10 protein-coding genes and 1 pseudogene are annotated in these 12,013 nt (G+C 64.5%); 1 reads left to right on the top strand and 10 read right to left on the bottom strand.

The features are described from left to right. Positions 1–11 precede the first annotated feature (11 nt). From BMX43_RS17010 to BMX43_RS17050, 9 genes are all read right to left on the bottom strand, one after another. The gene (locus BMX43_RS17010) at positions 12–1,022 is read right to left on the bottom strand and encodes an endonuclease/exonuclease/phosphatase family protein (RefSeq protein WP_091303358.1); all 1,011 of its coding nucleotides are present in this window, start codon (positions 1,020–1,022) and stop codon (positions 12–14) included. Beyond that, a complete protein-coding gene (locus BMX43_RS17015) occupies positions 1,023–1,718 on the bottom strand; it encodes a TerB family tellurite resistance protein (RefSeq protein WP_091303359.1) in 696 nt (231 codons plus the stop codon). A 31-nt stretch (positions 1,719–1,749) separates the two neighbouring features. Further along, on the bottom strand, positions 1,750–2,238 hold the full coding sequence (locus BMX43_RS17020; RefSeq protein WP_091303360.1) for a GNAT family N-acetyltransferase: 489 nt from the start codon (positions 2,236–2,238) through the stop codon (positions 1,750–1,752). Beyond that, entirely contained in the window at positions 2,235–2,849 is a 615-nt protein-coding gene (locus BMX43_RS17025; RefSeq protein ID WP_091303361.1) for a VOC family protein, read from the bottom strand. The genes BMX43_RS17020 and BMX43_RS17025 overlap by 4 nt, the downstream gene beginning before the upstream one ends. Next, positions 2,843–4,399, bottom strand: coding sequence for a Ppx/GppA family phosphatase (locus BMX43_RS17030; RefSeq protein ID WP_245749519.1), 1,557 nt, complete (start codon positions 4,397–4,399; stop codon positions 2,843–2,845). Before BMX43_RS17030 ends, BMX43_RS17025 begins: the two co-directional genes overlap by 7 nt. A gap of 71 nt (positions 4,400–4,470) precedes the next feature. Then, positions 4,471–6,657 (bottom strand): RNA degradosome polyphosphate kinase, encoded by a 2,187-nt coding sequence (locus tag BMX43_RS17035; RefSeq protein WP_091303363.1) that lies wholly within the window; start codon positions 6,655–6,657, stop codon positions 4,471–4,473. Between the two features lie 54 nt (positions 6,658–6,711). After that, positions 6,712–7,392, bottom strand: a complete 681-nt coding sequence (locus BMX43_RS17040) for a P-loop NTPase family protein (RefSeq protein ID WP_091303364.1) — start codon at positions 7,390–7,392, stop codon at positions 6,712–6,714. Further along, complete coding sequence (locus BMX43_RS17045) at positions 7,389–8,468, bottom strand: AI-2E family transporter (RefSeq protein WP_091303377.1); 1,080 nt, start codon at positions 8,466–8,468, stop codon at positions 7,389–7,391. Before BMX43_RS17045 ends, BMX43_RS17040 begins: the two co-directional genes overlap by 4 nt. Positions 8,469–8,540: 72 nt before the next feature. After that, positions 8,541–8,945, bottom strand: a complete 405-nt coding sequence (locus tag BMX43_RS17050) for a VOC family protein (RefSeq protein WP_091303365.1) — start codon at positions 8,943–8,945, stop codon at positions 8,541–8,543. Between the two features lie 128 nt (positions 8,946–9,073). Between BMX43_RS17050 and proS the strand changes: the two genes are divergently transcribed. Further along, positions 9,074–10,411 carry a proline--tRNA ligase gene (proS, locus tag BMX43_RS17055; RefSeq protein ID WP_091303366.1) on the top strand — a complete coding sequence of 446 codons (1,338 nt, stop codon included), beginning with the start codon at positions 9,074–9,076 and terminating at the stop codon, positions 10,409–10,411. A gap of 375 nt (positions 10,412–10,786) precedes the next feature. Here proS and BMX43_RS17060 read toward each other — a convergent pair. Beyond that, positions 10,787–11,967, bottom strand: a pseudogene (locus BMX43_RS17060) (IS3 family transposase). Between the last annotated feature and the right edge of the window lie 46 nt (positions 11,968–12,013).

The following is a 12,013-nucleotide window of genomic DNA, read 5'->3' on the forward strand; positions in this document are numbered from 1 at the left end:
AGCGGCTGAACTCAAAGAGGCAGGTCGATGGTCACGGGAAAGTGGTCCGAGGCGGTCAGCAGCGCGTCGCGCAGTTCCGGCACCGCCCAGCATTTCGGATCGTTCAGCGGGTGCCAGATCCGCCAATGCGGGCGGCAGGGCAGAAGGCTGGGCGAGACCATGATGAAATCCAGCAGCGCCTCGAAATACCGCTCTTCCTCGGCATTGTAGAACCGCGCGGTGGTCGGTTGCAGGCGACTTTCCAGCGCCATCTGGGCGTGAGGATCATGCAGGCGCTGTTCCGGGTCGCAGGCGACACCCATCACCACCTCGACCCCGGAATGGCCGAACAGCTTTTCATATTCGTCGAGGCCCGGACCATCGTTGAAATCGCCCAGCACGATCAGATCCTGCCCTGCGACAAGCGTTTCGGTGATCCGGCTGCGCAGCCAGAGACATTCCGCCAATTGCTTGCGCCGGTTCTCGATCGAGATGCGGGTTGCCTCGGCGGGATGATGGGCGCCGTGCGGGGCCTTGGATTTCACATGCACCCCGATCAGCCGCAGCGTATGACTGCCCACAGTCACCGCAAGTTCCAGCGGCGGCTTGGAAAAGCGCACGGGTTCGGGCAGCCCGTCGGCGTTCAGATCGTGGCGGAAGGTGCCGTCGAAGCGCGGATCACCCTGTGGATCGTGCAGGGCGGTCAGGCGGTCGGGATCGTAAAGGAAGCTGATCTCCTGCTCGGTTTCTGACCGAAAGCCGGTCACCGCGCGGCGGCAGCGCAGGCCATAAGTGGCGGCGAATGCCTCCAGCGCGCGGGTGGAGGAGCGTTTGCCGTTGGTATCCGGCGCCTCGATGATCATCACCCCGTCGGCATCCATCGCGGTGAACACGATGCCAAGGGCCGCCAACTGGTCACCCCGGCGCACGCCATAGCGCTGCGAGGGGTCGCTATCTTCGTAAAGCCGACCGCGATCATCGAACAGCGCGTTGAACCATTCGACGTTATAGGTGGCCAGACGCAGGGGGCGACGGGGTTTCATTCAGGCCGCCTGACGTGCCGCGATTTCTTCCCAGGCGGCATTGACGGCAATCAGGCGGCGTTCGGCCAGCTTCACCGCCTCTTCCGGCACGCCGCGGGCGATCAGCCGGTCAGGGTGGCTGTCACGCACCGCGGCTTTCCAGGCATTGCGGGCCTCCTCGACCGAAGCATTGGGGGTCAGCCCCAGCACGTCATAGGGATCGCGCGGCGCGTCGGGCACATAGCGGGCGCGGATCGCGCGGAAGCATGGCTCGCCCACGCCAAAGATGCGGGCGACCTCGTGCAGAAATTCGTCTTCGGCAGGGTGATAGCTGCCATCGGCAACCGAGACATGGAACAGCCCCTCCAGCAGGTCGGTCAGCACGCGGCTGTCGCCCTGAAACATGGTGCGGATCTTTCTGGCATATGCCTCGAACCCCGCCACATCCTGCCGGGCGAGGTTGAAAACGCGGGCGGCGTGGGCCTCTTCTTCGGGGGGAACGTGGAACACCTGCCGGAAGGCCGACACTTCGTTGCGCGTCACCTCGCCGTCCGCCTTGGCCATCTTGGCCCCCAGCGCGATCACCGCGATGGTGAAGGCGACCGTCCGCTCGGGGCAGGCCTCGGGCGGGTTGCGGAAGCGATCAAACACCGCGCCAAGGCTTTCGCCCTGCGCCAGCGCGGCAATTGCTTCAAGGATGCGGGTCCAGATCGACATGAGCCAAGAATAACGGCGAAAGACCGAGCTGTCAGGTCAAGATTTTTTGTAGCAGCCACAGATCCCAGAACTGCCCGAATTTCCAGCCCGCTTCGGGCACGGTGCCGACAAGGCGATAGCCGAGCGCCTCGTGAAAGGCCCGGCCCGGCGGGTTGCCGCCCGACACACCGCCGATCAGCTGGTGATGCCCTGCGGCGCGGGCGTGATCTTCCAGCGCGGCCATCAGCGCCCGGCCAAGGCCCCGGCCATGCGCTTCGGGGGCAAGAATCACCGTATGTTCCATGCAGCGCGCATAGCCGTTGCCCGCGCGGAATTGGCCGTAGGTCGCAAAGCCGACCGGGCGCTCATTGACCAGCGCGGTGAAAAAGCCGTGCCCGGCAGCGTGGCGCGCGTCATAGTATGCCTGCATCGCCTCGGCAGTTTTTTCTTCCGAGGAAAACGTGACCAGCGTGGCGCGGATCAGCGGGTTCCAGAAGGCGCGGATCGGCTCCAGATCCGCGGGGCTTGTGGGGCGGATCATTGCAGCACCCTTGGCCCGTGCGGCGTGGCGAAGGTGGCGCGCAGCGCCTTGGCGGGGCCGGGCACGATCTGCACGCGCGGATCGGCGAACCGCCCGGCAAGGGCGGTGCGCAGGGCCGGGGCCTCGGGATGGGCGATTTCCAACAGGGTCAGGCGCAGCCCGCTGTCGGGCAGGCGCGTGGCGGGATGGGCGCTGCCCTGCCAGGCGATCAGCGCGGGAAAGGCGTTGTCGAACGGCAGGATGCCATCGGCGGGCACCGCCATCGTCCAGCGCAGCTCCCCCCGGCTGAGCGCCAGGGCGGCGCCGATGCCGGGCGGGCTGGCGGCGATTTCTGCCGCCAGATCGCTGCAGCGGCAGATCCAGTTGGTCAGCCGCGGCGGCCCGGTGAAGCGATCCAGATCGAACCAGCGCGGAAAGGCCGGGCGGGGCAGCGTCTGGTCGGGGGCGATGACCTCGAAATACAGATCGCCCAAGCCCAGCAGCCGGTTATGCGTTGCCATCAGCGCGTGCTGCCCGCCCGCCACCAAGGGCACGCCAAGCACCGCTTCGACATGGGCCACGCCCTCCTCCAGCGTCTGGGCCGACAGCGCGAGGTGATCGAGGGTCAGCATCTGCCCAGCGTGATCTTAGGTGTGGCTTTCAGCGAGACAACCAGCGCGTTGAACCGCGCCTGCGCCACCTCGCCCATCAGCCCGACGCCGCGTTCTGTCAGCCGCAGTTCCAGCACGCGCTTCTTGGGGGTCCAGTGCAGGCTGCCGGCCTCTTCGGGATGGTCGATCGAGAACATGGCACCGAAACGCATCGCCTTGCCCAGAACCTCGGCCTCGGTCATTTCTTCTTCGGTCAGCAGGCGGAACAGCGGCTCCATCCGGCTGCCCGCGCGGCTGTTCTTGTAGCGGTGCAACAAGGCCAGCCCCAGAAACACCCGCCCCGTATGATCCAAGCCCCCAAGGTTGGCCCGCGTCGCATTGTCGAAACAGCTTTCGGCGCGGTAATCCGGGTGGGTGCGCCACGAGGTATCGTGCAACAGGCAGGCCGCCTTGATCAGGCGGTGACGGTCGGGCGAGGCCGATTTGAACAGCGGCTGCAGGAAGGTGTACAGCTTCTTGCCAAAGCCGGGCAGACGGGCCTGCGTCGCCTCCGATGCGCGGCAAGCCTCGATCAGCGGGTCGCGGGCGCGCAGTTTCTCGGGCATCTGTTCATACAGCATCCCCTCGCGGATCCCGTAAGACGAGATGTCGATTTCCGAGGGTTTGAAGATCGTCACCAGCTCGCGCAGCACCTCGCTGGCCAGCGGCACCAGCTCCATCCGCTCGGCGCCGGTGCCGGTGCGGGCACGCAGCATCGTCAGGTCTGATGCGGCGATCCAGTCCAGCGTGTCGATCACCGATTTCGGCGTCATGCGGTATTCGTGCAGCACGGTCAGCGGGTAGTTGCGCCGCTCCATGTCCAGCCGGGCGATGACGCGCCAGCTGCCGCCGACCAGATAGATCCGCTCGCCGCGCGAATCGAATTCGCCCTGCATCTGGCGCAGGATCTTCTGGATATGCTCCTGCCGCTTCTTCGGACCGCCCTCCACCTGTTGCAGCCGGAACGGGCCCAGCGGCGAGGTCATGCGGCGCCCCACCTTGCCGCCGCCGATTCGCGCTAGTTCCATCGAGTTGCCGCCGATGTCGCAGACGATGCCCTTGGCATCCGGCCAGCCCAGCAGCACCCCCTGCGCCGACAGCCGCGCCTCTTCGTCACCGTCGATCACGAAGATCTTCAACCCGGTTTCGCGCAGCACCTGTTCCTGAAAGGCCGGGCCATCCTCGGCCTCGCGCACGGCTGCCGTGGCCACCACGGACAGCGGCGAAATTCCCATGCCCTCGGCCAGCAGCGCGAACCGTTTCAGCGCGGCCAGTGCGCGTTTCGCGCCTTCGGGGTTCAGACGCCCGGTTTCCGCCAGCCCTTTGCCCAGCCCCGCCATGACCTTTTCATTGTAGAAATAGGCTGGCGAGCGGGCCGCGCCATCAAATACCACCATCCGCACCGAGTTCGATCCGACATCGACCACCCCCACACGGCTCAGCGCCCGCACCGAGGGGTCATCGAACAGCGCCCGCCCAAAAGGGCCAGCATCGTCATGTGCCGCATCCAGCATGTCGGCTGATCCCGCCATTGCGTCTCTCCCGTTCTTGCGCTGCGACCTTGCCGCTCAAGCGGCGGCAGGGTCAAGCGGTTCCGCCGCGTTCAGGCAGGCGTTTCGTCGCGGCTGCGCGACAGGCGGGGCACATCCTTGGCCCCCGCCGTGCCCCGGCCCGAAAGCGAGGGGTTCTCCATGAAAAAGCGGTGACAATTGAACAGGTTGCCATCACTGGCCGAAAGCTCGCGCGTATAGTGGCCATCGGGGTGAAGCACCCAGCTTTGCGCCTCGTCGGCAAGGTTGGCCGCCATGATCTGCCCCATGATCTGGTTCTTGACCGTGGGGGTCAGGGCCTCGACCAGCGTTTCCACCCGGCGCGACAGGTTGCGCCCCATCCAGTCGGCCGAGGACAGGAACACCCGCGCCTGTTTCGACGGCAGGCCATGGCCATTGCCGAAACAGACGATGCGGCTGTGTTCCAGAAACCGCCCCACCACCGATTTCACCCGGATATTCTCGCTCAGCCCCTTCACGCCAGGACGCAGGCCGCAGATGCCACGCACCACCAGACTGATCTTCACCCCGGCCTGACTGGCGGCATAGAGCGCGTCGATCACCTCGGGTTCGATCAGACTGTTCAGCTTGATCCAGATTTCCGCCGGGCGCCCGGCACTGGCATGATCGGCCTCGGCGCGGATCAGTTCCAGCAGGCGGGCCTTCAGCGCAATCGGCGCAATCGCAAGGTTTTCCAGCCCTTCCGGCTGCACATAGCCCGACAGGTAGTTGAACACCTTGGTCGCATCGCGCCCCAGCGCCGGATCGCAGGTGAAGAAGGACAGGTCGGTATAGATGCGCGCGGTGATCGGGTGATAGTTGCCGGTGCCGTAATGGGTGTAGGTCACAAGGTTCTCGCCCTCACGCCGCACCACGGTACTGATTTTCGCGTGGGTTTTCAGATGCATGAAGCCATAGACCACATGCGCCCCCGCGCGTTCCAGCCGCCGCGACTGCCGGATGTTCGCCGCCTCGTCGAAGCGCGCCTTCAGCTCCACCAGCGCGGTGACGGATTTGCCCGCCTCTGCCGCCTCGCACAGGGCCGATACGATCGGGCTGTCCCAGCTTGTGCGATACAGCGTCTGCTTGATCGCCAGCACATTGGGATCGCGCGCCGCCTGTTCCAGAAAGCGGATCACCAGATCGAAGGTTTCATAGGGGTGGTGCAGCAGGATGTCCTTCTGGCGGATCGCCGCGAACATGTCGCCTTCATGGTCCTGCACCCGTTCCGGCACGCGCGGCGCGAAGGGCGGCCACAGCAGATCGGGGCGCGAGGACAGCACCAGTTCCTTCAGATCGGCCACACCCAGCAACCCGCGCACCTCGACCACCTCGTCGGGGCTGACATGCAGTTCTTCCATGATAAGCGCACGCATTTCGGGGGGCGAGCCTGCGCTGATCTTCATGCGGATCACTTCGCCCCGCCGCCGCCGTTTCAGCGCGGTTTCAAATTCGCGCACCAGATCTTCGGCCTCGTCCTCCACCTCCAGATCGCTGTCGCGCAGCACGCGGAAGGCACAATGGCCGCGATCGACATAGCCGGGGAACAGCATATCCAGATGCAGCAGCAGCAGTTCTTCCAGCGGCAGGAAGCGATGCTCGCCGGGCTTGGCGGGCAGCGAGACAAAGCGGGCAATCTGCTGCGGGATCGGCAAAAGGGCCTGCAGGCTGCGGTGATCGCTTTCCCGCTCCAGCTCCAGCGCAAGGCAGAAGCCGGTATTGGGGATGAAGGGGAAGGGATGCGCCGGATCGATGGCCAGCGGCGACAGCACCGGGAACACCTTGTTGAGGAAGTGATCCTCCAGATGTTTCAGATCGCGCGCCGTCAGTTTGGAGCGTGTGAGGATCTCGATCCCCTGCGTTTCCATCTCGCGCTTCAGCTTCTTGTAGGTGATCTGCTGCATCTTCATCAGCTTGCGCGCATCTTCGTTGATGAGCAGCAACTGCTCCGCCGGGCTGCGCCCGTCTTCGGAGGGCGAGGGGTTGCCGGTTCGCACCAGCGCGCGCAGGCCAGCCACCCGCACGGTATAGAATTCGTCAAGATTGGTGGCCGAAATCGACAGGAAGCGCAGCCGTTCCAGCAGCGGCACCAGCGGGTTCGCCGCTTCTTCCAGCACGCGCCAGTTGAAGGCCAGCCAGCTCAGTTCACGGTTGAAATAGCGGCGCGGCCCGGTGATTTCAGCCTCGGGCAGCTCGATGGGAGCGGGGAATGGGGTGCGGAGAAAATCAGCCTGTGTCATGTGCTTGCTTTTGTTTGGTTCTTGTAACGCCTGCATGACAGTATCGGGCTGTGCCTAGTTTCTGTCCAGCGCCTCGTCCAGCAACTCGGCGGCAAGCTGACGTGTCACCGGCCCGCCACGGGCCAGAGCTTCGGCATCCAGCCGCGCCACCAGATCGCGGGCGGCGGCAAGGCTGCGGTCCATCCGCGCCACCAGCCAGCCGATCAGTGCGGGCGCCACCACGATCTGCCGGTCAGCAAACAGTTTCAGCAGCACCGCCGACAGCAGCGCATCATCCGGCGCCTCGATCCGGGTGATGGCGGTGCCCTGCATCCGGCTCAGCAGATCGGGCAGGGCCAGCCCCCAGTCGCGCGGCGGGCGGGTGGCGGTCAGCAGCAAGGGAAGGCGCCGTTCGGCCAGCCGGTTATGCAGATGAAACAGCGCGGTTTCAGCGCGCGGATCGCCCGCGACATCGGCCGCATCCTCCACCACCACCGGCGTCAGGGCGCGCGCTTCAATATCCGCCAGCCCAAGCGAGCCGCCCGCCATGATCTGCGCGCCGTTTGCCGCCGCCCAGACATGTGCCAGATGGGTCTTGCCCGATCCTTCCGGGCCGATCAGCAGCATCTTGCCCAGCGGCCAGCCGGTCGCAGCCTCCACGGTTGCCAGCGCCAGGGCATTGGCGGGCGAAACGAAGAAATCCGCCCGCCGCAAGGACGCCCGGGCCGGCAGGTCGAACGCAAGCTGTGCCGTCACGCGGCATCCTCATCCTGAGCGGGATGTTCCAGCCCGGTATACAGGCGGCTGGTCTTGTATTGGTCGATGGCAAACCGCGCCAGAACCCCCATCGAGGCGGCTATCGGCACTGCGACCAGCATCCCCACAAAGCCGAACAGCGTGCCAAAGGCCGACAGCGCGAACAGCAGCCAGACTGGATGCAGCCCCACCGAATTGCCCACAAGCTTCGGTGTGATCACATTGCCTTCCAGAAATTGCCCCAGCGCGAAAATCCCCGCAACGATACCGATCGACAGCCAGTCCCCCCAGAACTGGAACAGTGCCAGCCCCATGGCCAGCGTGCCGCCAATGATCGCGCCGACATAGGGAATGAAAGTGATCGCCCCGGCAATCGCCCCCACGATCAGCCCGTAATTCAGCCCGGCAAGGATCAGCGCGATGGCGTAAAAGCTGCCCAGCACCAGACAGACCGACAATTGCCCGCGCACAAAGGCCGCCAGCACCGTGTCGATCTCGCGCCCCAGTTGGCGGATCACCGGCGCATGGTCGCGCGGCAGGATCTCGTCGATCCGGGCAATCATCCGGTCCCAGTCCAGCAGCAGATAGAAGGCCACCACCGGCACGACGACGATGAACAGCACCGCGCTGATCACCCCCATGGCCGAACCGATCAGCGAATTGATCAGCTCGCCCCCCTTGGACTGGATGGATTGGCCGATATCATCCAGCGCCTGCCGCATGGTCGAGGTTTCGTCCTGCAGATCGGGGAACCGTTCCAGCAGGAACGTCTGCAACTGCTTGAACATCTGCGGCGCGGCGTTCACCAGCTCGGTCAACTGGCTGATCAGCGTCGGCACCACGGCCAGCAGCAACAGCACCGTGGTCAGCACGGCAATGATGGCGATCACCCCGGTTGCCGCCACCCGCGACAGGCCCAACCGTTCCAGCCGGTCGGCGACCGGATCGAGGAAATAGCCGATGGCGCCGCCCACAAGGAACGGCAGGATGACATCCCCCAGAAACCACAGCAGCAAAATGAAGACGAGCGCGGCAAGCCCCCAGTATTTCGCCTGATCCCGAACCGGAAGTGCCATGCTGCCCCCTTGGCTTGCGCAAGCCTTCAGATTGCCCATCGGGGGGCGGGTTTCAAGGGGGGCAGGCGCTGGTCACAGCCCCCAGATCGCGGCTTCGGCAATCTCGACCGAATTTCCGGCAGGATCGCGCAGATAGATCGACCGCCCGCCCGAGGGCCAGTCGTGTTCATGCTCGATCTCCACCCCTTCGCCGCGCAGATGGGCTTTCCAGCGGTCAAGCTCCGCCAGATCAGCGGCGCGAAAGCACAGATGGCCCGCACCCGTCGCGCCATGCGCGGGGATGCCATGTTGCTGCGCCGGATCGGAGGACGCGCCGGGGGCGAAAATCAGCAGCATCTGCGCCCCGCAACGCAGGAAGGCAAAGCGCCCCGGCACCTCGCGCACCGGCTCCAGCCCGAAGACGCGGCGATAGAAGGCGGCGCAGCCTTGCGGATCATCGGCATAGATCACGGTTTCAAGGATGGCGGTCGCACGCATGGCAGGCTCCGGCAGCCGGGAACGCGCCCAGTATCCGCCCCCGCCGCCCGCATGGCAACCACCTGCGTGGCTTGCCTGATCGGGGGCGAGGCGTTAGGAACGCTCAAACGTTTTTCATGAGGCCACACATGCGTCTGACGCGCTACTTCCTGCCCGTTCTGAAGGAAAACCCCGCCGAGGCGCAGATCGTCTCGCATCGCTACATGCTGCGTGCCGGCATGATCAAGCAGCAGGCAGCGGGGATTTATTCGTGGCTGCCGCTGGGGTTCAAGGTGCTCAAACGCATCGAACAGATCGTGCACGAGGAACAGGTCCGCGCGGGCCACATTCCGCTGCTGATGCCCACCCTGCAACCCGCCGATCTGTGGCGCGAAAGCGGGCGCTATGATGACTACGGTCAGGAAATGCTGCGCATCAAGGACCGGCACGAACGCGAAATGCTCTATGGCCCGACCAACGAGGAGATGATCACCGACATCTTCCGCAGCCATGTGAACAGCTACAAGGACCTGCCGCTGACGCTGTATCACATCCAGTGGAAGTTCCGCGACGAGATGCGCCCGCGTTTCGGCGTGATGCGGGGCCGCGAATTCCTGATGAAGGACGGCTACAACTTCGACCTCACCAAAGAGGACGCGCTGCACGCCTACAACCGCCACATGGTCAGCTATCTGCGCACCTATGAACGCATGGGCCTGACCGCCATTCCGATGCGCGCGGCCTCTGGCCCGATCGGCGGCGACAACACGCATGAATTCCTCGTGCTGGCCTCCACCGGCGAGTCGGAGGTGTTCTATGACGCGCAGGTGCCCGACCTGAAACTCGGCGCGCGCGAGGTCGATTTTGACAACCGCGCCGAAGTGGCGGCGATCTGTCAGGAGTTCACCACGCTTTACGCCCGCACCGACGAAACCCATGACGAGGCCGTCTTCAACCAGATCCCCGAAGACCGCCGCAAGGTGGGCCGGGGCATTGAGGTGGGGCAGATCTTCTATTTCGGCACCAAATATTCCGAAAGCATGGGCGCCACCGTCGTCACCGCCGATGGCAGCCGCGTGCCGGTGGAAATGGGCTCGCACGGGATCGGCGTCAGCCGCCTGCTGGGCGCAATCATCGAGGCCAGCCATGACGACAAGGGTATCATCTGGCCAGAAGGCGTGACCCCGTTCCATGCCGGGATCGTCAACCTGAAACAGGGCGATGCGGGCACCGATGCGGCCTGCGAGGGCCTGTACAAGGCGCTGAAAGCCAAGGGGCTGGACCCGCTCTATGATGACCGCGACGAGCGGGCCGGGGCGAAATTCGCCACGATGGACCTGATCGGCCTGCCGTGGCGGGTGACGGTCGGCCCGCGCGGGCTGGCCAATGGCGTGGTGGAACTGACCTGCCGCCGCACCGGCGTCAGCGAAGAGATGAGCGCCGAGGCGGCGGTGGAGCGTCTGGCCGGGATCTATGCCGACTGGTGATCTGCGGCTGTGACGCCCGGGGGCTTCACGCCCCCGGACCCCCGTGGGGTATTTTTGCAAAGAAGAAGGGGCCGGGGCTACGCTGCGGCCCTTTTGCTTTTACAGGCCGTGACCAGAGTCAGGCCGAAGAAGTTGCCGAACTGCAGCAGGATGGGGAACGTCGCCAGAACGGCAGCGATCAACAGAGCCGACAAGAGCGGCGGGCCGAGCAAAGCGCCGTGAGGCTTTGCCAGAAGGTTCTGCACCCGAGGGACAGGGTGGCGCCAAGGCTCAGGCGTTCGCCGCATGCTGCAGCGGGCAGGGGGGCCAGAACGCAAACGAGCCAAGAGGTTGCGCGGTACTCCTCCCCGTTTTAACGGGGCGCAGAAGTAGACTTCAGGCAGCCATCTTCAGTTTCTGGGCGGGTGTGATGCCGCCGATGCCCATGTTGGGGCGCTCATTGTTGTAAGTCCATAGCCAGTCAGTTGCGATCTCCTGCGCCTCCTCGACGACTTCGTCGATGACGCAGAACTCGTCGCCCGTATCAAGGCACAGTCACCGCGGTAACAACCGGCCGGTTACAGCCATTCATGCCGGACGGTCCTGTTGTAACGCTCGACATAAGCGTTCTGCTGGGGCTTTCCGGGCTGGATGTGGTTCAGGGCAATGCCCTGCTTCTCGGCCCAGATCATCAGCGTGGAGCTGATGTATTCCGGGCCATTGTCCACCCTGATCGCCAGCGGCTTCCCGCGCCACTCAATGATCTGGTTCAGCGACCGGACTACGCGCTCAGCCGGGAGCGAGAAGTCGACTTCGATCCCCAAACCTTCGCGGTTGAAGTCGTCCAACAGGTTCAGAAGCCGGAACTGGCGGTCGTCGGCCAAGCGATCAGCCATGTTCGTCGGGAAAACAGTCCCCCGGACTGTTTTCTCATCCTCCTCACTCCATTGACCAGACCGTGTTCGGGGCCGCTGGGACGCTGAGTTCATCGGGCTTGTCGCGCTTGATCCTTCGCCTGGGCTTGATCCGCAGGTTCAGTTCCAGCTCGCAATAGATCCGATGAACGCGCTTATGGTTCCACGGGTGCCCCTGGGCATTACGCATGTGCAGGAAGCATAGCCCGAAGCCCCAGGTCCGGTGTGCCTTGGTCAGCCCTTCAAGAAGGTCTGCGATGAACTCATTCTCGGCATCGCGCTTCGGGCTGTAGCGAAAGCAGGTCTCGCTGACACCAAATGCCCGACAGGCCAGCGCGATGCTGACCCCCTTCGTCGCCACTGCCTTCTCGGCCAGCTCGCGGCGTTGAGCTGGCCGCGTCATTTTTTTCCAAGAGCTTCCTTGAGCAGTTCGGCCTGCATGCTCAGGTCGGCAAACATGCGCTTCAGCCGCCGGTTCTCGTCTTCCAGCGCCTTCATCTGGCTCATCATCGACGCATCCATGCCGCCATACTTTGAGCGCCATTTGTAGAAGCTCGCCGTGCTGATCCCATGCTCCCGGCACAGTTCAGGCACGGCCACGCCGCTTTCGGCCTGACGAAGCACAGCCATGATCTGCGGTTCCGTAAAACGGCTCTTTCTCATTCGAACCTCCTCAGCTCACGCTACGAGAAAATTCTACCTATGCAGC

Origin of the sequence: Gemmobacter aquatilis (assembly GCF_900110025.1) — a bacterium.
GTDB lineage: Bacteria > Pseudomonadota > Alphaproteobacteria > Rhodobacterales > Rhodobacteraceae > Gemmobacter > Gemmobacter aquatilis.

Coding starts and splice junctions, on each gene's coding strand:
- BMX43_RS17010 (WP_091303358.1), bottom strand. CDS start 1,022: ATGAAACCCCGTCGCCCCCTGCGTCTGGCCACCTATAACGTCGAATGG.
- BMX43_RS17015 (WP_091303359.1), bottom strand. CDS start 1,718: ATGTCGATCTGGACCCGCATCCTTGAAGCAATTGCCGCGCTGGCGCAG.
- BMX43_RS17020 (WP_091303360.1), bottom strand. CDS start 2,238: ATGATCCGCCCCACAAGCCCCGCGGATCTGGAGCCGATCCGCGCCTTC.
- BMX43_RS17025 (WP_091303361.1), bottom strand. CDS start 2,849: ATGCTGACCCTCGATCACCTCGCGCTGTCGGCCCAGACGCTGGAGGAG.
- BMX43_RS17030 (WP_245749519.1), bottom strand. CDS start 4,399: ATGGCGGGATCAGCCGACATGCTGGATGCGGCACATGACGATGCTGGC.
- BMX43_RS17035 (WP_091303363.1), bottom strand. CDS start 6,657: ATGACACAGGCTGATTTTCTCCGCACCCCATTCCCCGCTCCCATCGAG.
- BMX43_RS17045 (WP_091303377.1), bottom strand. CDS start 8,468: ATGGCACTTCCGGTTCGGGATCAGGCGAAATACTGGGGGCTTGCCGCG.
- BMX43_RS17050 (WP_091303365.1), bottom strand. CDS start 8,945: ATGCGTGCGACCGCCATCCTTGAAACCGTGATCTATGCCGATGATCCG.
- proS (WP_091303366.1), top strand. CDS start 9,074: ATGCGTCTGACGCGCTACTTCCTGCCCGTTCTGAAGGAAAACCCCGCC.